Origin of the sequence: Cronobacter condimenti 1330, assembly GCF_001277255.1 — a bacterium.
GTDB lineage: Bacteria > Pseudomonadota > Gammaproteobacteria > Enterobacterales > Enterobacteriaceae > Cronobacter > Cronobacter condimenti.
In genome coordinates this window covers 3,665,795-3,685,322 of record NZ_CP012264.1, presented here as the reverse complement: position 1 = coordinate 3,685,322, position 19,528 = coordinate 3,665,795, and the positions used below count along the sequence as shown (strand labels likewise).

Annotated in this window: 20 protein-coding genes; 9 read left to right on the top strand and 11 right to left on the bottom strand. The window is 59.9% G+C overall.

Annotated features, from left to right (window positions below):
- The 4 genes from trmB to AFK62_RS16845 all read left to right on the top strand — a co-directional run bounded on the left by trmB (window position 1) and on the right by AFK62_RS16845 (window position 2,373).
- Window positions 1-720, top strand: a complete 720-nt coding sequence (gene trmB / locus AFK62_RS16860; RefSeq protein WP_007674936.1) for a tRNA (guanosine(46)-N7)-methyltransferase TrmB — start codon at window positions 1-3, stop codon at window positions 718-720.
- Window positions 720-1,046, top strand: coding sequence for a YggL family protein (locus tag AFK62_RS16855; protein WP_007674933.1), 327 nt, complete (start codon window positions 720-722; stop codon window positions 1,044-1,046). The genes trmB and AFK62_RS16855 overlap by 1 nt, the downstream gene beginning before the upstream one ends.
- A gap of 50 nt (window positions 1,047-1,096) precedes the next feature.
- Window positions 1,097-1,813 (top strand): YggN family protein, encoded by a 717-nt coding sequence (locus tag AFK62_RS16850; RefSeq protein ID WP_007674931.1) that lies wholly within the window; start codon window positions 1,097-1,099, stop codon window positions 1,811-1,813.
- A gap of 158 nt (window positions 1,814-1,971) precedes the next feature.
- The gene (locus tag AFK62_RS16845) at window positions 1,972-2,373 is read left to right on the top strand and encodes a hypothetical protein (RefSeq protein ID WP_032984517.1); all 402 of its coding nucleotides are present in this window, start codon (window positions 1,972-1,974) and stop codon (window positions 2,371-2,373) included.
- Here AFK62_RS16845 and yjiA read toward each other — a convergent pair.
- The 4 genes from yjiA to AFK62_RS22305 all read right to left on the bottom strand — a co-directional run bounded on the left by yjiA (window position 2,319) and on the right by AFK62_RS22305 (window position 6,083).
- Window positions 2,319-3,350, bottom strand: a complete 1,032-nt coding sequence (gene yjiA, locus AFK62_RS16840) for a GTPase (protein ID WP_007674929.1) — start codon at window positions 3,348-3,350, stop codon at window positions 2,319-2,321. The two genes, AFK62_RS16845 and yjiA, sit on opposite strands and share 55 nt — an antisense overlap.
- Window positions 3,351-3,368: 18 nt before the next feature.
- Complete coding sequence (locus AFK62_RS16835) at window positions 3,369-3,572, bottom strand: YbdD/YjiX family protein (protein WP_007674926.1); 204 nt, start codon at window positions 3,570-3,572, stop codon at window positions 3,369-3,371.
- A 130-nt stretch (window positions 3,573-3,702) separates the two neighbouring features.
- Entirely contained in the window at window positions 3,703-5,856 is a 2,154-nt protein-coding gene (locus AFK62_RS16830; RefSeq protein ID WP_053532046.1) for a carbon starvation CstA family protein, read from the bottom strand.
- 14 nt (window positions 5,857-5,870) lie between these two features.
- Entirely contained in the window at window positions 5,871-6,083 is a 213-nt protein-coding gene (locus AFK62_RS22305) for a hypothetical protein (protein WP_129232803.1), read from the bottom strand.
- 120 nt (window positions 6,084-6,203) lie between these two features.
- Here AFK62_RS22305 and cobU point away from each other — a divergent pair, with 120 nt between their 5' ends.
- The 5 genes from cobU to AFK62_RS21585 all read left to right on the top strand — a co-directional run bounded on the left by cobU (window position 6,204) and on the right by AFK62_RS21585 (window position 11,827).
- Window positions 6,204-6,743, top strand: coding sequence for a bifunctional adenosylcobinamide kinase/adenosylcobinamide-phosphate guanylyltransferase (cobU, locus tag AFK62_RS16825; RefSeq protein ID WP_007674909.1), 540 nt, complete (start codon window positions 6,204-6,206; stop codon window positions 6,741-6,743).
- Entirely contained in the window at window positions 6,740-7,480 is a 741-nt protein-coding gene (gene cobS, locus AFK62_RS16820; protein WP_007674907.1) for an adenosylcobinamide-GDP ribazoletransferase, read from the top strand. The genes cobU and cobS overlap by 4 nt, the downstream gene beginning before the upstream one ends.
- Window positions 7,481-7,502: 22 nt before the next feature.
- A complete protein-coding gene (cobT, locus tag AFK62_RS16815; RefSeq protein ID WP_053532045.1) occupies window positions 7,503-8,561 on the top strand; it encodes a nicotinate-nucleotide--dimethylbenzimidazole phosphoribosyltransferase in 1,059 nt (352 codons plus the stop codon).
- 586 nt (window positions 8,562-9,147) lie between these two features.
- Window positions 9,148-11,118 carry a methyl-accepting chemotaxis protein gene (locus AFK62_RS23020; RefSeq protein ID WP_007674903.1) on the top strand — a complete coding sequence of 657 codons (1,971 nt, stop codon included), beginning with the start codon at window positions 9,148-9,150 and terminating at the stop codon, window positions 11,116-11,118.
- Window positions 11,119-11,293: 175 nt separating this feature from the next.
- Window positions 11,294-11,827 carry a sterol desaturase family protein gene (locus AFK62_RS21585; protein WP_071884396.1) on the top strand — a complete coding sequence of 178 codons (534 nt, stop codon included), beginning with the start codon at window positions 11,294-11,296 and terminating at the stop codon, window positions 11,825-11,827.
- On the opposite strand, the gene crtB is transcribed toward AFK62_RS21585, so the two are convergent.
- The 7 genes from crtB to AFK62_RS16770 all read right to left on the bottom strand — a co-directional run bounded on the left by crtB (window position 11,724) and on the right by AFK62_RS16770 (window position 19,404).
- Window positions 11,724-12,695 carry a 15-cis-phytoene synthase CrtB gene (gene crtB / locus AFK62_RS16800; RefSeq protein ID WP_007674901.1) on the bottom strand — a complete coding sequence of 324 codons (972 nt, stop codon included), beginning with the start codon at window positions 12,693-12,695 and terminating at the stop codon, window positions 11,724-11,726. The two genes, AFK62_RS21585 and crtB, sit on opposite strands and share 104 nt — an antisense overlap.
- A complete protein-coding gene (locus AFK62_RS16795; RefSeq protein WP_053532044.1) occupies window positions 12,685-14,169 on the bottom strand; it encodes a phytoene desaturase in 1,485 nt (494 codons plus the stop codon). The genes crtB and AFK62_RS16795 overlap by 11 nt, the downstream gene beginning before the upstream one ends.
- Window positions 14,162-15,337, bottom strand: a complete 1,176-nt coding sequence (gene crtY / locus AFK62_RS16790; RefSeq protein WP_007674890.1) for a lycopene beta-cyclase CrtY — start codon at window positions 15,335-15,337, stop codon at window positions 14,162-14,164. Before crtY ends, AFK62_RS16795 begins: the two co-directional genes overlap by 8 nt.
- Complete coding sequence (locus AFK62_RS16785; protein ID WP_007674888.1) at window positions 15,334-16,605, bottom strand: glycosyltransferase; 1,272 nt, start codon at window positions 16,603-16,605, stop codon at window positions 15,334-15,336. The genes crtY and AFK62_RS16785 overlap by 4 nt, the downstream gene beginning before the upstream one ends.
- Window positions 16,602-17,645: a type 2 isopentenyl-diphosphate Delta-isomerase gene (gene fni, locus AFK62_RS16780; RefSeq protein WP_007674887.1), complete on the bottom strand. Its 1,044-nt coding sequence runs from the start codon at window positions 17,643-17,645 to the stop codon at window positions 16,602-16,604. Before fni ends, AFK62_RS16785 begins: the two co-directional genes overlap by 4 nt.
- 45 nt (window positions 17,646-17,690) lie before the next feature.
- The gene (locus tag AFK62_RS16775; RefSeq protein ID WP_007674885.1) at window positions 17,691-18,596 is read right to left on the bottom strand and encodes a polyprenyl synthetase family protein; all 906 of its coding nucleotides are present in this window, start codon (window positions 18,594-18,596) and stop codon (window positions 17,691-17,693) included.
- A 259-nt stretch (window positions 18,597-18,855) separates the two neighbouring features.
- Window positions 18,856-19,404 carry a YtfJ family protein gene (locus tag AFK62_RS16770; RefSeq protein WP_007674884.1) on the bottom strand — a complete coding sequence of 183 codons (549 nt, stop codon included), beginning with the start codon at window positions 19,402-19,404 and terminating at the stop codon, window positions 18,856-18,858.
- Window positions 19,405-19,528 lie beyond the last annotated feature (124 nt).

Here is a 19,528-nt window from a genome sequence, read left to right as displayed (position 1 = left end):
ATGAATAACGACGTTATTTCACCGGAATTTGATGAAAACGGCCGCGCGCTGCGCCGGATTCGCAGCTTTGTCCGCCGCCAGGGGCGCCTGACCAAAGGGCAGCAGCACGCGCTGGACCACTACTGGCCGGTGATGGGCGTTGAATATCGCGCAGAGCCGCTCGATTTCGTGACGCTGTTTGGCCGCGACGCGCCGGTGACGCTGGAAATCGGCTTCGGCATGGGCTCGTCGCTGGTGGAAATGGCGAAAACCAATCCGCAGCAGAATTTCTTAGGCATTGAAGTACACTCGCCGGGCGTAGGCGCATGTCTGAGCGCTGCACATGACGAGGGCGTCGAGAACCTGCGCGTGATGTGCCACGACGCGGTGGAAGTGCTGGAGAAAATGATCCCCAACGGTTCGCTGCATATGGTACAGCTGTTCTTCCCGGATCCGTGGCACAAAGCGCGCCACAACAAGCGCCGCATCGTGCAGGCGCCGTTTGCGGAACTGGTGCTGAGCAAATTACAGCCGGGTGGCGTCTTCCATATGGCCACCGACTGGGAACCTTATGCCGAACATATGCTCGAAGTAATGTCGTCAGTGGAAGGTTATGAGAACCTGTCTCCTTCACAGGACTATGTACCGCGCCCGGCTTCACGCCCGGTGACCAAATTTGAACAGCGTGGCCATCGTCTTGGCCACGGCGTATGGGATTTAATGTTCGGGAGAGTAAAATAATGGCGAAGAACCGTAGCCGTCGTCTGCGTAAAAAGATGCACATCGACGAATTCCAGGAGTTGGGCTTTACGGTAACCTGGCGTTTCCCGCAGGGCGCCACGGATGAGCAGATCAACACCACGGTTGATGAACTTATCAACGAAGCGATTGAGCCAAACGGCCTGGCCTTTGGCGGCAGCGGCAACCAGGCCTGGGAAGGTCTGGTGTTCCGCCAGCAGATCGGCAAATGTACCGATGAAGACCGCGAAGTGGTGCGCAAATGGCTCGACGCGCGCGGCATGACCGATGTTCAGGTCAGCGAGCTGGTCGACATCTGGTGGGATTAAGTTAAAAAACGGGTCGGTTCTGCCGACCCGTTCGTCTTTCAGGAGCGAGTATGATGCGTAAAGCGCTACTGGGCCTGTTGCTGGTAACGGCGATGCAGGCCCAGGCGGAATACAAATGCAGCGTCACGCCGCGCGACGACGTGGTGCTTAAGCCCCAGACCGTTCAGGTGGTGGGTGAAAACGGCGATCTGGTGATCGGCCCGGATGGCGCAGTGAAGTTCAACGGTAAGGCCGTGACGCTGTCCGCCGCCCAGCGTCAGCAGGCGCTTGATTATCAGAAAGCGCTGCGTGCCACGTTGCCGTGGGTCGATCAGGGCGCGCTGGCGCGCGTGGAGAAAGGCCGCGTCGCGCTGGATAAAATTATTGCGAAAGAAGTGGGCGAAAACAGCAGCATGCGTGGGCGCCTGACCAAACTCGACGCGCAGCTCAAAACGCAGATGAACCGCATTATCGAGCATCGCGACGACGGGCTGACGTTCCACTACAAAGCCATTGATCAGGTGCGTGCCGACGGCCAGCAGCTGGTGAATCAGGCAATGGGCGGTATTCTGCAGGACAGCATTAATGAAATGGGCGCCAAAGCGGTGCTGAAAGGCGGCGGCAACCCGCTGGAAGGCGTACTGGGAAGCTTAGGCGGCCTGCAAACCGCGATTCAGAACGAATGGAAAAACCAGGAGGCGGATTTCCAGCAGTTCGGCCATCAGGTTTGCACCCGCACCATTCAGCTGGAAGAGCAGCGCCAGGCGCTGGTCGGTAGTTTTAACTGATCGCAGGCGGGGGCGCAGGCTCCCGTTTTTTCACCATTCTTCGCGTTGAGCCTCACTTCTTTGATACATTCCGTTACACAGAATCACAATCGCTTCCTCTTTGTCTTACTTTTTATCACTACGCTCTACGGGTGACTTCATAACACGCGAGGACGCGGATGAAACGGGATCTTTCAGCAGGGAGCCTTATTGCTTTCTTTCTGCTCGCCATTATTACGCTAAATATCGCGGTGCTCTGGACGCAGAATTATCAGGCAGGCAGTGAGCCCGTCAGCGTGTCGGCAGAGAGTTGTGCGCAAACCGCATTTGGCGGCGCCCTGACAGGCTGTGAAGGCGCCATGCTTGCCTTTAACGGCGCGCCAGGCGGTCCGCTACCGGGCGAACCGCCGCTTAATTTCCCCCGCGATGAGCCGCTGGCGGCTGAGGCTGGTCAACCGCTTTTCTCTTCCACACAAATCGCGCTGTACCGCAACGATGATGGTTTCCCCGACGACGCTGATTTTCCTTACGATATGCCTGATGACGATCCCGGGTTTGAGGGATGGGAAGGGTCCTGGTAACCGGCTTGCGCCTTCATGCCAGGGTCAAGTGCCGCGAACGCCGCGCGGATCTCCGCTTCCGGCAGATGCGCGCCGATAAATACCAGCGTGCTGCGCGGCGTTTCATCGCTCGCCCATTCGCGATCCCAGTCGGCGCTGTAAAGACGCTGCACGCCCTGGAACAGCAGGCGGCGCGGTTCGTCTGCAATGTAAAGCATGCCTTTATAGCGCATCAGATTATCGGCGAACTGTAGCAGCAGCCCTTCCATGACGCGCGAAATCGCCTCCAGCGCGACCGGATACTCAAAATTCACCACGATAGATGCGATATCCGTTTGCGTCGGCGCAGCAAAATGAAAACGCGGCGCAGGCTCAACGATGCGCTCTTCCAGCATAAAGCCCTGAGTGTCAAAAATCAGGCTCAGATCCACATCGCCATGCACGACGGGGTGCACCGGCGCGCGGGCGTTAATACGCCGCAGGCGGGCCAGCAGCGCGTCGTCTTCCCCCGCCACATCGGTTTTGGTCAGCAGAATGCGATCGGCATAGCCGATTTGCGACTGCGCCAGTGCGTAACGGTCCATCTGCTGCCCGGCGTGCACCGCATCCACAAGCGTAATCACCCCATCCAGCAGGTAACGCTGGCAGAGCGTATCATGGGAGAAAAAGGTCTGAACGATAGGGCCGGGGTCGGCCATGCCGGTACATTCGATGATAACGCGATCGAATACCGACGCGCCGCTGTCCAGCGCTTCCAGCAGGTCAAGCAGCGTTGATTCCAGCTCTGCTGAGCGGGTACAGCAGATGCAACCGTTGCTGAGTGTTTTCATCTGCGTGGCGCGGCTGCCGAGGATTTCGCTGTCGATGGGCGTTTCGCCGAACTCGTTTTCGATCACCGCAATTTTGTAGCCGTGATCGGCCTCAAGGATGTGGCGCAGCAGCGTGGTTTTTCCGGCGCCGAGAAAGCCGGTTAATAGCGTGACCGCAACGGGTTGCATGTTTACCTCCGGTGATTGTCAGCAGCAGCGCATGCCGCCTTCGCCGCTTCCGCCGTAGCGCGCTTCCTGGCGCTCACGGAAGAACTCGTTGTAGGTCATGTACGGTTTATCCGGGTGATTGGTCTTCATATGCTCAACGTAGTTGTCATAATCCGGAATCCCAATCAGCATTTTGGCCGCCTGACCCAGGTATTTTTTGGCTTGCCCTAAGTTACCAAACATTCTCTCTCCCAGACAGAAAAAGCCCGGTGCGGGCGTGGGCAGTCAATTCTGGTGGGTGCGCGTCGGGGGCTTGCCCTACCGGTAAAAGCGCTAAAGGTAGGGCGGGTAAGCCTGCGCACCCGCCAGCATATTAATGGTGCGAAGAGGTTTTTACGCCGCCTTCTGGCACCGGGACATAAGGTGTCTCTTTAGCAATCGGCTGCGTCGAGCGACGCGCTTTCATCGCGGTACGAACACCATAGAAAATGATGCTATACACCACCACCAGAAACAGAATGCTCAGACCCGCGTTGGTGTAATTGTTAATCACAATATGGTGCATATTGGCGATCTGCTGTTCGGTCAGCTCAGCGCCGCCCGCGGCGATACGCGCTTTATACTCGTTCGCCATGTAGAAAAAGCCTTCCATTTGCGGGTTATCGCTAAAGAGCTTCATCCCGAGCGCCCAGGTGGTGCAGATAAGCAGCCACACCGCAGGCACTACCGTCACCCAGACGTAACGGGCGCGCTTCATCTTCACGAGTACCACGGTCGCGAGCACCAGTGCCACCGCCGCCAGCATCTGGTTAGAGATACCAAAGAGCGGCCACAGGCTCTTCACGCCGCCGAGGGGATCCACTACACCCTGATAGAGCAAATATCCCCACAGGCCAACGCAGCCTGCCGTACCGACAATGCCTGCCACCAGCGAATCGGTCTTCTTCAGGAACGGCACAAAATTGCCCACCAGATCCTGGAACATAAAGCGGCCTGAACGGGTGCCTGCGTCCAACGCCGTCAGAATAAACAGCGCCTCGAACAGAATGCCGAAGTGATACCAGAAGCCCATATCCGCCGCAGGCATGATTTTATGGAATACGTGCGCGATACCGACCGCAAGCGTCGGCGCGCCGCCTGCGCGGTTGAGCACGGAAGGCTCGCCGATGTCTTTGGCGGTCTGCATGATCTGCTCAGGCGTAATCACAAAGCCCCAGGCGCTCACTGTCGCTGCCGCATGGGTCGAGACGTCTTTAAGCTGCGCCAGAATCAGCGGCGCGTTGCCGGTGCCCAGTTCATGCAGGTTCGGCATCGTAATGCCAAGCCCGGCGGGCGGCGTGTTCATTGCGAAATAGAGACCAGGCTCGATGATAGATGCCGCCACCAGCGCCATCACGGCAACGAAGGACTCCATCAACATCGCCCCGTAACCGATAAAACGCGCATCGGTTTCATTGGCCAGCAGCTTCGGCGTAGTGCCGGAGGCAATCAGCGCATGGAAGCCGGAGACCGCGCCGCAGGCGATGGTAATAAACAGGAACGGGAACAGCGCGCCTTTCCACAGCGGCCCGGTGCCATCCACATACGGCGTTACCGCAGGCATCTTCAGTTCCGGGTTCAGAATGACGATGCCTACCGCCAGACCGACAATCACACCGATTTTCAGGAAGGTTGCCAGATAGTCACGCGGTGCGAGGATAAGCCACACCGGCAGGAGCGCTGACACAAACGCATAGCCCACCAGCGCGTAGGTGATCGTGGTGTCTTTGAACGTCAGTGCCGGGCCCCAGTACGGGTCGGCGGCAATGACGCCGCCAAACCAGATGGAGGCCACCAGCAGCACCACGCCTATCACCGAGACTTCGCCCACGCGGCCCGGGCGCAAAAAGCGCATATAAATGCCCATAAACAGCGCGATCGGCACCGTCGAGCAAACGGTAAAGACGCCCCACGGGCTTTCCGCCAGCGCTTTTACGACAATCAGCGCCAGTACCGCGAGGATGATAATCATGATTAAGAAGCAGCCGAACAGCGCGATGGTGCCCGGTACCGGCCCCATCTCCTCTTTGATCATCTCGCCGAGCGAGGCCCCGTTACGGCGCGAGGAGATAAACAGCACCATGAAATCCTGCACTGCCCCCGCCAGCACAACGCCTGCGAGCAGCCACAGCGTGCCGGGCAGATAACCCATCTGCGCCGCCAGTACCGGGCCGACCAGCGGGCCTGCGCCTGCGATGGCCGCAAAATGGTGGCCGAACAGGACATAGCGGTTGGTCGGCACATAGTTCAGGCCGTCGTTATTGATAACGGCGGGCGTCGCGCGCGTTGGGTCGAGTTTCATCACGCGGCTGGCGATGTAAAAGCTGTAGTAGCGGTAAGCCACCAGGTAGACGGAGACGGACGCCACCACAATCCACAAGGCGCTGACGCTCTCGCCGCGGCGTAGCGCCACCACGGCAAGACAAAAGGCCCCGATAACGCCAAGAAGCGCCCAGGGCAGATGTTTCATTACTGTTTTTTTGTCCATAGGAAACCTGCTTTTCAGACAGAGATAAAACCGCCTGCGACCAACATCCCTGACAGCGTGGGCGGCGGGTAACCGGAAAGATCTAAATCGTGCTTAATGATGACAAAACGCGCAGGCTCCCTGGCAAGGGCTTCGACGAGCGGCAACATAGCGCGACGAGCGGTCATATAGCGCAGCGAGCGGTTGCCTGGCGCGTGGCATGGCGCGGGTTTTGTGATGGCAGTCACGCGCGTTAATGGCGTGCGCAAAAGAGGTCGGGCTGGTGCATACCGCGCGGAGTGATAGAGTGCAGGTCGTGGTTTATCAGAACGATAAAACGCTAACAGGCATTTTCAGGAGAGGCGGCAATGATACTGATTACCGGCGGTGCGCGCTGCGGCAAAAGCCGTCACGCGCAGCAGCTTGCCGAGCAGGCCGGATCACACGTGCTTTATATTGCCACGTCGCAGGTGTTTGACGACGAAATGGCGCAGCGCGTGGCGCATCATCAGGCGTCCCGGCCGGCGCACTGGCGCACGCTGGAAACCTGGCGTGATCTGGCGCAGGCGGCAGAAACCGCGCCGGAGCCAGTGGTGTTAATTGAATGCGTCACCACCTGGATAACAAATATCCTTTTTTCGCTGGCAGGCGACGAGCCAGAAGCGTGCTGGGATTACGCCGCGATGGAGGCGGAGATTGCGCGCCACGTCACGGCGCTCATCGCGGCCTGTACGCGCGCGTCGGCGCAGGTGATCATTGTCACCAATGAAGTGGGGATGGGCATTGTGCCGGAAAACCGCCTGGCGCGGCATTTTCGCGATATCGCCGGGCGCGTCAACCAGCAGCTGGCGCAGGCCGCAGATGAGGTCTGGCTGGTCGTTTCAGGGATTGGAGTCAAAATAAAATGATACGTCTGTTTTGCGCGACGCTCGCGTTTATGAGCCGTCTGCCTGTGCCGGAACGCTGGTCGCGAGGGCTTGCGGTCGAACACTATGTGCGCGGCATTATTACGTTCCCGCTGGTGGGGCTCCTGCTTGGCGTGCTGGCGGGGCTCGGGTTGATGGCGCTGCAACCGTGGTGCGGCACGCCGCTTGCGGCCTTTGCCGCGGTGCTGTTGCTCGCCCTGCTCACCGGCGGTTTTCATCTCGACGGCCTCGCGGACACGTGCGACGGCGTGTTTTCCGCAAGAACACGCGAGCGCAAGCTGGAAATCATGCGTGACAGCCGGCTCGGCACGCACGGCGGTCTGGGGCTGATTTTCATCTTGCTCGGCAAAGTGCTGGTGATAAACGAACTGGCGATGCGCGGTCACGCGATGCTTCCGGCGCTGGGGGCTGCCTGCATTGCCGGGCGCGCGGCGGTGGTCTTATTGATGTATCGCCAGCGCTACGCCCGCGATGACGGGCTCGGCAACCTGTTTATCGGCAAAGTGACCGGCCGCCAGAGTGCGGTGACGCTTGGTCTTGGCGCGCTGCTCTGCCTGTTGCTAATCCCGGCAGGTGGCATCCGGGCCTATTTACTCACGCTTGTTGGCATATTCGCCCTGGGGCTGGCGCTTAAGCGCACTCTCGGCGGCCAGACCGGCGACACCCTTGGCGCCGCCATTGAGCTTGGCGAACTCTTTTTCCTGCTGGCGCTACTGTAGTGCCTTTATGCGAGACCCTGCCATGAATGAGCTATCTTCCCTGATTGCCGCGATAGCGCCTCTCGATAGCGCTCGCGCTGAAGCGGCGCAGCGTCATCTCGACGGACTGGTAAAACCCGTCGGCAGTCTTGGGCGTCTGGAGACGCTGGCGGTGCAGCTCGCTGCCATGCCGGGGCTTGGCGGGCGCGTAGAGGTAAAAGAGAAAGCCATCATCGTGATGTGCGCCGATCACGGCGTGCATGACGAGGGGATAACCATTTCTCCGCAAGTCGTCACGGCCCTGCATGCGCAAAATATGCTGCGGCAAAACACTGGCGTGTGCGTGCTGGCGGCGAGCGCGGGCGCGCAGGTGCATGTGATTGATATTGGCATTAACGGTGACCCGCTGCCGGGGATGACCGTCATGAAGCTTGCCCGCGGTTGCGGGAATATCGCGCGTGGCCCGGCAATGACACGTGAGCAGGCGCAGCACCTGCTGCTTGAGAGCGCGCAGTTTACCCGCACGCTTGCCGCGCGGGGCGTGCGGTTGTTTGGTGTGGGCGAACTCGGCATGGGTAACACGACGGCGGCGGCCGCGATGATTAGCGTCATGACAGGGCAGGATCCTCAGGCGGTTGTTGGCCTCGGCGCGAATCTCCCGCAGGCGTCGCTGCCGCATAAAATCGATGTGGTGCGCCGGGCGCTGGCAATCAACCAGCCTGAGGCGAATGATGGGCTGGATGTGCTTGCTAAAGTAGGCGGCTTTGAACTGGTCGGCATGGCGGGTGTGATGCTGGGCGCAGCCGCGTGCGGGCTGCCGGTCGTGCTGGACGGTTTTCTCTCTTACGCCTCGGCGCTCGCAGCCTGTCGGCTCGCGCCCGCGCTGCACGATTATCTTATCGCTTCGCACTTCTCCGCCGAAAAAGGCGCACAGATAGCGCTACAAGCGCTGGGGCTGGAGCCGTTTTTACATATGGAGATGCGGCTTGGTGAAGGCAGCGGCGCGGCACTGGCGATGCCGGTTATCGACGGGGCCTGCGCGATTTATCAGCAGATGGGGCAACTGGCGCAAAGCAATATCGTTCTGCCAGTGAATAAGTAGTCACTTCACAATAACGAGAGCGGCAAAAAAGCGGCATGATTTCAGAATGCAATTGTTCGCTCATACTTAATAATAATACATGATATATCGCCCCGGGTTGTTCGCCATTATTTTGTGATACCCGTATCACTTTCAATCCTGATGAACTAGGCGTGTTATACCTCTTAAACGGTAAGCGCTGACGCCATTTTTACTACCACTAAATTTTGATTTAGTAGCACTTAACGATCTCAGCACAAGAATATAAAATTCTTCAAAATAAAATATCTATTTAATCAATGTATTATAAAATGCTCAGAAACACCCTGCGAAGCTGATACAAAAATTTACGTTAAAAAAAAAACCAGTGATTCGGCTTTTATTGCCATTTGATTGTGCTTAAGTGTCTACTTTTGAACTTGATTAGGCTGGTGATAATATTTTTTTGAACGTCTGTTCGATTTCATTCTATTGTCACAGATAATCCCTATCCAAAACTCATTGAATTTTTTTGAACCCCGCCTCGTGACCTTAACGCTAAAGAATCATTCTTTTACTGACGATAAACAGTTAACAATTTTTATCATTTTGCGTGATGGTGAATGCAATGGCTTTAGTGGCGTCGTTTGGCGAGAAAGTGAATAACCTCAGCGTCGGGAAAAAACTGACGTCGAGTTTTATGATTGTTTTAGTAATTATGTTGCTGATTGCAGGAGCCGGGATTTATGGCTTCAGCCAGGTAGATGAGAACGCCCGTAAGGAAACGCTCACTGTCAGCATCGTAACTGACCTGAATGAAGCGCGTATCAACCGCACGCTGTTTCAGCTCACCGGTGATGAAAAATATGCCGAGCTGAACGCAAAAGCGCTACGACAGGTAGAAGCACAACTGTCGTCGCTGGCGGAATTTGATATGGATACCGAAGGGCGCACCCGGCTTGTCGCCATGCAAACCGATCTTCAGACCTACCTGAAAGCACGCGACAAATACGTTCAGGTTCTGCGTCAGCACAACAAACTGGCGGCCGATCTGCATGAACAGTGGCCGTCGCATTTTATCGATCAGGCTTCTATGTTGAGCGAGCAGACTGATATCAGCCCGCAGGCGGCAATGCTTGCGGCACGTCTTGCTACGAAAGCGCAGCAGGCACAGAGCGCTATTGACACTCTGGTGGCCCGCGGCGATAGCGACTCGCTCGCAAAACTCAACGAGCAACTGAGCGCCATTGACGCGACCGCCGCGTTATTAAGCGCCAACACCCGCGAGGCACCACTCGCCTGGCTGCCTGCGCTTGCCGACCAGACCCGTATGCTGCACAGCAGCGCCGCGCTGTTTGTCTCTGCCGCCGCAGAGCAGCAGACGCAGTCTGCTACCCTCAGCGCTGCTGCGGGTGAGCTGAACCAGACGGTGAGCGAATTCCATGAATTTCGCAAAATGCGCATGGCAAAATCCATCACCCATGTGGAAACCCTGATGCTGAGCGGGACGCTGGCTGGCGTGCTGTTCGGGTTGCTTATCGCCGCGTTTATTACCCGCAATATTACGCGTCCGCTACGTGAGACGCTGGACGTGGCGAACCGCATCGCACAGGGCGACCTGACGGTTACGGTATCTTCAGCGCGTCGCGACGAGCCGGGCCTTTTAATGCAGTCCGTCGGCACCATGAATGACAGCCTGAAGAGCATCATTACCCGTGTGCGTCATGGCGTAGATAACGTCTCGCGGGCGTCGTCAGAGATTGCCGCCGGGAATATCGATCTCTCCTCGCGTACCGAAGAGCAATCCGCCGCGGTGGTACAGACTGCCGCCAGTATGGAAGAGCTCACCTCGACCGTAAAAGAAACCGCCGGTAACGCCCAGCAGGCGAGCATGCTGGCCGCTCAGGCTTCCACCAACGCCGATCGCGGCGGGAAAGTGGTTAACGAGGTGGTCGAGACGATGCGTAACATTCAGGCGAGCTCCGGGAAGATTGCAGACATTATCAGCGTCATCAACGGTATCGCCTTCCAGACCAATATCCTGGCGCTCAACGCCGCCGTGGAAGCCGCACGCGCCGGTGAACAGGGCCGCGGGTTCGCCGTGGTCGCTGGCGAAGTCCGCACCCTGGCAAGCCGCAGCGCTACGGCCGCCAAAGAGATAGGCGCGCTCATCACCGAAGCCAACCAGCGTGTGGAAAACGGCGCGCAGTTAGTGGTGAGCGCCGGCGAGGCGATGGAAGATATTGTCGGCTCGGTCGCGCAGGTGCGTCAGATCATGGATGAGATAGCCCGGGCCTGTACCGAGCAGAGCCGCGGCATCGCCCAGATTGGCCAGGCGATGTCTGAGATGGACACCACCACGCAGCAGAACGCCGCGCTGGTTGAGGAGTCATCTGCAGCCGCCTCGTCACTCGAAGATCAGGCGCGCGAACTTGAACAGATGGTCGCCGTGTTTAACGTCGGCAATGGCGCGACCCATACCCCACCGCCTGTCGCCGCCAGACCGGTGGTCGCAAGCCCAGACCCGGTACTTACCGCCGCACCTGCGCCGAAAAAACTCGCCGTCGCGGGCGCGCAGGGCGAATGGGAACATTTTTAAGCGTTAGCCCAGCCAGTCCTTTACCCCGGTTCGCCGGGGTTTTTTTATTCCTGCACGCCCCGTGAATGCGTCGGGTATTCGCGGCTGGGTTGCTATACTCTTTGGGTTGCAGCGCGCATTGCGCTTACGTTTCCCGGCAACAGGACGTTTCTTTCCATCGGGCCCAGGAGAAATTATGACGGTGCTGTATAACGTGGCGATTGTGTTACTGACGGTCGCTATGATGGAGATACTGGCGACACTGACGCATAAATATGTCATGCACGGTTGGGGATGGGGCTGGCACCTTTCCCACCACACGCCGCGCAAAGGCTGGTTTGAAGTCAATGATCTCTACGCTGTGGTGTTCGCTGGCGTGGCGATTTTGCTTATCGCGCTCGGCGCGGGCGGCCACTGGCCGCTGCAATGGATAGGCGCCGGAATGACGCTCTATGGCGCGCTCTACTTTATTGCGCATGACGGCCTGGTCCACCAGCGCTGGCCGTTTCGTTATGTGCCGCGTCGGGGTTACCTGAAGCGGCTCTACATGGCGCACCGGCTGCACCACGCGGTGCGCGGGCGCGAAGGCTGTGTCTCGTTTGGTTTTCTCTATGCGCCGCCGGTCGCTAAGCTGCAGGCGGTGTTGCGTGAGCGTAACGGTCGTCCTGCGCGTGCGGACGCTGCCAGAGCGTCAACGGACGAGGCGTCGAAGTCGCGCCGCGAGAACTAAGCGCCATCGTGGCGCCTTTGGCCAGCAGGGCCAGCTTTTCGGCTTTGCTGGTGCCCTGACGCGAATCCCACGCGTTGACGCCCGCGCGTTTTACTTTCACCCCAATCTCCCGGTATACGCCGTGCGCGGTGGCGATAGCCCAGGCGCTGCGCAGCGGCAGGCCCGCCAGCCCGGCGCGTGCCGAGGCGTAATACGGCTCCGCTTCGTCCACGAGGCGGGCGGCAAGGCGCGCAATCTGCGAACGATGCTCGCGGGCCGCCAGCGTCTCGCGACTCAGCCCTTCCTGAAACAACCACTCGTCCGGCAGATAACAGCGCCCGATGGCGGCATCCTCGACAATATCCCGCGCAATATTAGTAAGCTGAAACGCGAGGCCCAGATCGCAGGCGCGATCCAGCACCGCCTCATCGCGCACGCCCATGACGCGCGCCATCATCAGGCCCACCACGCCTGCTACGTGATAGCAGTAACGTAGGGTGTCATCAAACGTGCGGTAGCGTTCGTCACGCACGTCCATTGCGAAGCCTTCCAGATGATCGAGAGCAAGCGCAGGCGGGATCTGATGCTGTAACGCGACCTCCTGAAACGCGGCGAAATTCGGCTCCGTCATCGCTTTGCCCGCGTAGGCCTCAAGCGTTAACTCGCGCAGCATATTGATGCGCGCCTGGGGCGTCTCTGTGGCGGCTGACGGCGCGCGAAACCCGAGCACCTGACCGTCGGTCACGTCGTCGCAGTGGCGACACCACGCATAGAGCATCAGCGCGCTGCGCCGCGTCTGCGCATCAAAGAGTTTCGAGGCGGTGGCGAAGCTTTTCGAACCGGCTTCAATGGTTTCGGTGGCGTGCGTCAGCAGCGGTTTATCGCGCATGCGTGTCCTCCAGCATCAACCCGGCGGTGGCTTTTGCTGAGCCGATAACGCCGGGAATGCCCGCGCCGGGGTGTGTACCCGCGCCGACCAGATAGAGGTTGTCGATACGGCTGTCGCGGTTGTGCGGGCGAAACCAGGCGCTTTGCGTGAGGATGGGTTCTACCGAGAACGCCGACCCCTGATACGCGCCGAGCTGGTCGCGGAAATCGAACGGCGTAAACATGCGGTGCGTTACCAGTTGCTCGCGCAGGCCTGGCATATAGTGCTGCTCCAGATAAGCGAATATACGATCGCGCAGGCGCGGGCCTTCGACATCCCAGTTCAGATTAGCGGTGCCAAGATGCGGCACCGGGGCCAGCACGTAATAGCTGCCACAGCCTGGCGGTGCGAGTGACGGGTCGGTCACGCAGGGCGCATGCAGGTAGAGCGAGAAATCCTCTGCCAGCGAGTCGCGCGTGAAGATATCTTCAATCAGCTCTTTGTAGCGCGGCCCGAAACAGACCGTGTGGTGCGCAAGCTGGCTGTGGTGATGATTGAGGCCAAAATAGAGCACAAACAGTGAGTTGCTCATGCGTTTGCGGCGCAGCGACGCTGCCTGTGCCACGCCGCGTGGATGATGGCCGAGCAGATTGTTGTAAGTATGCACCACGTCGGCGTTTGAGGCCACGGCGCGAGCCGGGATGTGGCGTCCATCCGCAAGCGTGACGCCGCAGATCCTATCGCCCTGGGTATCGAGACGTGTGACCTGCGCGTTGAGTTCGATCTCGCCGCCCAGATCGGTAAAGAGTTTCGTCAGCCCGTTAACCAGCGCGCCGGTGCCGCCGCGAGCGAACCAGACGCCCCACTGGCGCTCCAGCGCATGAATAAGCGTATAGATGGACGAGGTCGCAAACGGGTTACCGCCTACCAGCAACGAGTGGAATGAGAAGGCCTGGCGCAGATGCTCGTTTTCGATGTATTTCGACACCATGCCGTAGACGCTGCGCCATGCCTGCAGGCGCGCCAGTTGTGGCCCGGCGCGCAACATATCGCGAAACGATAAAAACGGCACCGCGCCAAGTTTCAGATAGCCTTCTTTAAATACCGCCTGTGAATAGGCGAGGAACCGGCGATAACCTTCGACGTCGCGCGGGTTAAAACGCGCGATCTGCGCCTCCAGGCTTGCCTGATCGTTATCGTAATTAAAGACCTGGCCGTTTTCCCAGCAAAGCCGGTAGAAGGGCGCTACGGGCAGCAGATCGACGTAATCGGCGATATTTTTCCCGGCAAGGGTAAACAACTCCTCGATAGCCGAAGGGTCGGTAATGACGGTGGGACCGGCGTCGAAGGTGAAACCCTGATCTTCGTAAACATAGGCCCGTCCGCCGGGTTTATCGCGCTGCTCGAGCAGCAAAACAGGCGTGCCAGCCGCCTGTAAGCGGATAGCCAGGGCCAGGCCACCAAAGCCGGACCCGATAACAACAGTTTTAGTCATGATGAAACGCTCGCAGCCGGGGTGTTTGCTTAAGCACGGCCTGCAAGGCTTCGCCCACCGGTACCGGGGGTTTGCCTGTCAGCAGCCGCGCCATATCCAATGGGGTCAGTCGTCCGGCGTAAAACCTGGCGATAAGCCCCGCATTTAATCCATAAAAGCGCTGCATGACCTGCCAGCGGCGGTCTGGTTTGCCCGCCAGAAACAGCATGCGGTTCAGCAGCCGGAAAAAGCGCTGACGCCGCCACTGGCGCTGCGCGTAGCCCGCCGTCAGGGCATATAACGCCTGAGCGGTTTCAGGCGGCTTTGCGGCGATACTGTCAGCAAGCGCCGCCGCGTGCGGCAGTGAATAACCGGTCGTGGCATGAAACAGTCCGGCGCGCAGACCGCTGCGCGCTATGCCCTGCGCCTCGCGCCAGAACGCCTGCGGCGCGCCCGTGAGCGTAATCGGCAGATTGCCGTACTCTTCACGCTCAAGCGTTGTAAGCGCCCAGCCGTGTGTGCGGGCGTAGCTGGCGATGTTGTCGCGCGCCCGCGCCGGATCAAGCGTCGCGCTGTCGATATAGTGCGTATCTTCAATCAGCAGCGTGTCGGGCGTGAGCGGCAGCGTATAGACAAACCGGTAGCCGCCTTGCTGCGCCACAGTGGCGTCCATCAGCACAGGTCGCGTCAGGCCGTGGGGCGCCGCGAGCTTCCACTGTTGGCCGAGAAACGCCTGCTGGCCCACCGTCAGGTGCGGGCTTGTCTGCCAGCCGCGGCCATCAAGCACCGCGCGGGCATGCAATGTGCGCCCGTCCGCCAGCGTCACGGTGTCAGGTGTGAGGGCGGCGACAGGCGCGTTACACCAGAGCTTGTCGCCGAGCGTGTGAGTTAAGACTTCGGCAAAACGCCCGGACGTCACGCTGTAATAGCCGCCATCAAGTGTGCGCGTCAGCGCCGGGAAGCGCACCTCATAACCGTCCCAGCGGTGCGCCACCAGTGGCGCAAGCCAGGCGTGTTGCGTGGGCGTGATGTCATCGCCATGAAACGACCAGGTGTGGTTGCCGCCGGGCTGTTCGCCTGCCTCCAGCAGCAGTACTTTCAGCGAAGGGGCGAGCGCGCGCAGACGCAGGGCGATAAGCCCGTTCGCGAGGCCACCGCCTGCGAGAATAAGATCCCATTGTGGCGTCATGATGCTGCCTGCGCGAGAACAGGCCGCCGAGCGCTGAGCGCCTGTTCGGTGATATGCGCCGCGCGCTGAACACCGCCTGCCTGCGTGAGTGCGCGCTGCATTGCAATAAGGCGCGAGCGGCAGCTCTCATCGCTCAGCAATGCCTGAAGCTTTTGCGTGAACGCCCGGCGACCGGCGAAGCGTGAGACGCGCCGCCCGATACCGCAGTGTTCGACCCGCGCTGCGACGCCGGGCTGATCGAACGCCAGCGGGACGACCAGTAACGGTGTGGCGCTGGCGACGGCGTCCATGACCGTATTTAGCCCGCCATGCGTGATAACCGCCTGCGACTGGCTGAGCGCCAGCGGCTGGTCAGTAAACCCGGTCACGCGGGTGGAGCCGCAGGTTTCCAGTTTTGCAACTTGCGTGGCATTCAACCCGCCGCAGTGGGCAATCAGGAGTTCGGCATCGGCCTCGCGGCAGGCTTTCGCGATAGTGCGAAACAGCCCGTAGCGATGGCCCTGCAATGTACCGAGCGAGGCAAAAATGCGCGGGCGCGACGACGGCAACGCCGGTTCGGGCGCAGGGTGTGGTGGTCGCAGCGGGCCGACCGCGTGAAAGCACGCTGGCGGTGCGCTGCGGGGGAAATCAAGCATGCTGAGCGTCTGGCTGATTTGCGCGAGCGGTGAGAGGCAATCATGCAGGCCGTGGCGGGGCGGCAGCCCGAAGCGCTGCGCGTGGTGGGCGATCACCGCGCCATGACGACCCATCAGCCAGTCGTGGATCTGCTGGCTGGTCTGGTAAATTTTGCGCGCGCGTGGCGTGGGCGCGTAGCGAAACGGCATAACCGGCAGCGGCAGGCCGGGTTCGCGGTTGACCGGCAGGGCGCAGGCGACGGAGACAAACGGCAGCCCGAGCGCCTCAGCGACGAGGCCGCCTGCGGCTTCCATTTGATCGACAATCAGGCCATCCACGCCAAGCCGCGACAGCGCGTCGGGCAGTTCCCGGCACAGCATATCGGTAGTGAGTGCCAGATCGTGTATCAGGCTTAAGATGGCCGGACCGCCGGGGTGTGCGGTCAGGCGTAATGTGCGGGCAAGGCTGCCGGGCGGGTGGCTCGCTTCACCCACCGGATAAAAGCCGATGCGCGGATCGTCAAGCAGCGTGCGGGCCTCTGCCTGCTGAATAAAGGTGATGCGGTGCCCGCGCGCGATAAGCGCCTGCGCGAGCGCCTGCATGGCGTGAACGTGGCTGTAGAGCGGTGGCGTGATGACGGCGTAGTGGCTCATGCCTCATCCCCGGTACGAACCAGCCGGGCATCCCGCAGCGCGCTAAGGCTGGCGCTGCCGGTGCAGAAACAGGCGACCCGCAATTGTTCAATCACGACCGCGAAATGCGCAAGGACTGCACTGGTTGAGGTCGTCGCGCTGCCGAGTACCGCCGCCGCCTGACCGACCAGATCCGCGCCCATGCTGATGGCTTTGGCCACGTCAATGCCGTCGCGGATACCGCCAGAAGCAATCAGCGGCATGGAAGGGAGCGCCTCGCGTATCTGGCGCAACGCCTGGGCGGTGGGAATGCCCCAGCCTGCGAAAGCCATCGCCACATTGCGCGCATGGGCGTCTGCGGCGCGCTCGCCTTCTACTGCGGCCCAACTGGTGCCGCCTGCGCCTGCGACATCCAGCATGGTGACGCCCGCTTGTGCAAGCTGGCGCGCCACCGGTACTGAGAGCCCGGCACCGACTTCTTTTACCACTACCGGTACGGACAGCGCGCTGACGACGCGTTCAATGGCCGTTAGCACGCCGCGCCAGTCGCGATCGCCGCCGGTTTGCAGCGCCTCCTGAAGCGGGTTGAGATGAATAATGAGCGCGTCCGCGTCCACCATCCCGACAGCGCGCTTTGCGTAATCAAGCCCCTGCGCGCTGCTAATCTGCGCCGCGCCGAGATTCGCCAGCAATGGGATATCCGGGGCGTATTTTCGCAGTTCGCCGGTCAGCCCCCAGTTGTCCTCGCTTTCCAGCGCAACACGCTGCGAGCCGACGCCCATGGCAAGGCCCAGCGTTTGCGCCGCCTCTGCCAGATGCCGGTTGATATCGCTGGCGCGCCGCGCGCCGCCGGTCATTGAGCTTATCAAGATAGGCGCTTTCATCGGACGGCCAAAAAGGCGGGTGCTGAGGTCGATGGCGTCAAGCGAAAGCTCCGGAAGCGCGCAGTGCTCGAAGCGCCAGTGTTCAAAGCCGGTGCGAATTTTTTGTTTAGCCCGCTCCGGGTGCAGCACGATATCCAGATGATCGTTCTTGCGTTGGCTCAGTTCCTTGTCCTTCATTCATACTCCAGTAACAGTCGCTGTCAGCCGCGAAGACGCGCGCATTCAGCCAAACATGGCCAGCTGTTTATCAAACCAGGCGTACATAAAACGGCGGGTAGACGCGCCGCGCGAACAGGCGCAGGCGAGATGTTCGTCGGCACGCAGAAGATGATCGCGCAGGCGCTGATGCACCGCCTCCGGGCCGAGCATTGCCACCAGCGTGGATTTGCCCGCGTCTTTGTTGATGTCTTTGCCGGTATTGCTTAGGCCGTCTGCCAGATCGTCAAGCAGCTGGAACGCCTGGCCAAGATGGCGTGAGAACTGGCGCAGTTTCTGGCGCACCGAGGTGGACGCGCCGGCGGCAATAGCGGCAATTTGCAGCGTGGCGTCAAACAGCACACTGGTCTTAAGATCGTTGGTCGCGAGAATAGCTTCTGGGCTACGCGCCTGGTTGCCTTCACTGAGGTCACGAAATTGCCCCTGCACCAGACCCTGGAGGCCCACCGCCGTGGAAAGCTCGCTGACCGCCTCGGTTTTGCAGCTATCGGACAGCTGGCTTGCCTGCGCCACCACGCCGAAGGCGCGGCTGAGTAACGCGACGGCGGCGAGGATCGCGACGCTTTCCCCATACTGGCGATGGATAGTAGGCTTGCCGCGGCGCAGCAGGGCGTTATCCATGCACGGGATATCGTCGAGCATCAGCGAGGCGGCGTGTACCATCTCTACCGCGCAAGCGAGATCCATCAGCGCGGGCTGGCTGGCGTCGCAGCCGAGATCGCGCGCAGCGAGAATGAGCAGCAGCGGGCGCACCCGTTTACCGGGCGTAAGCGCGCCTTCGCGCATCGCGGCACAGACCAGATCGCGCTCCTGGCCTGGCGGTAAAAGCTCATCAAGGCGGGCCTGCAGGGCGTCGCGCAGCGCCTGCAATTCGTTTTCCTGCCCTGAAGATTTCACGGCGTTAGCGTTCATGGTTTAGGCCTCTGATGGTGTTCGGGTGCTGTGAAAGGGAAGGCGTTAAAAGCGCAACTGTGCAAGCGTGCTGCCATCAGGCGTGCAACATTCGTCGCAACAGGCGAAATGTGGAATTTTCGGTGTATGAACAACTGATTATCTTCACGGTCATCGTTCCGGGGACTTTATTAAAAAGCGTAGCGCAATCCCGAAAAATTTCTTCGGCGAACTCAGCACGTCACAAAACTTTACATAGAGTTAACACGTTGTACAGCTTTTACGCCAGTAGTGAACGCAGTAATGTCATCACCTGACGCACTTCGTCCGGCGTGAGCGCGCCATCTTTGGCAAAACGAATGCGCCCTTCCTTATCCAGTACTACCACGGCGGAACCGCCTGGTTGCAGGCGCCAGGCGCGCTGTGCGGCACCGTTATCATCAAGCACGAATACCGAGGCCGGGAATGCTTTTTTGGTGCTTTCCAGACTGCGGCGTACAAACATGGCGCTGCCAGGAATGGCATCGTCCGTATTGATGATGGTGGTAGCCTGGAATTTATCAGCGGGCAGACGGGCGGCGGCGATGGCGTCGCTGATGCCTTTATTGAGATCTTTTGCCGACAGCCTGCCCGCGACATGCAGCACCAGCCCGACTTTGCCGGTAAGCCGCGCGCTGTTCCAGTCGCGATAACCGATGTCGCCCTGATTAAGCGTCAGCTCGCCACGCTCCGCCACGCCAACCGGCGCGACCCGTTCACCCTCTTTAAAATTATGGGCGCCGGCAAAAAAGGGCAGCAGGGCGGAGATAAAGAGTAACGGGCGCAGCATGGAATATCCTCGGCAAGGGAAACTGTGGAAAGTGTAGTGGATATTACCCTGTTCGGTTGTCAGAGAAACCCGTTACGGGTCTACGTTAAGCCGTTTCTGGATGGTTGATTTATGAGAGCGGTGA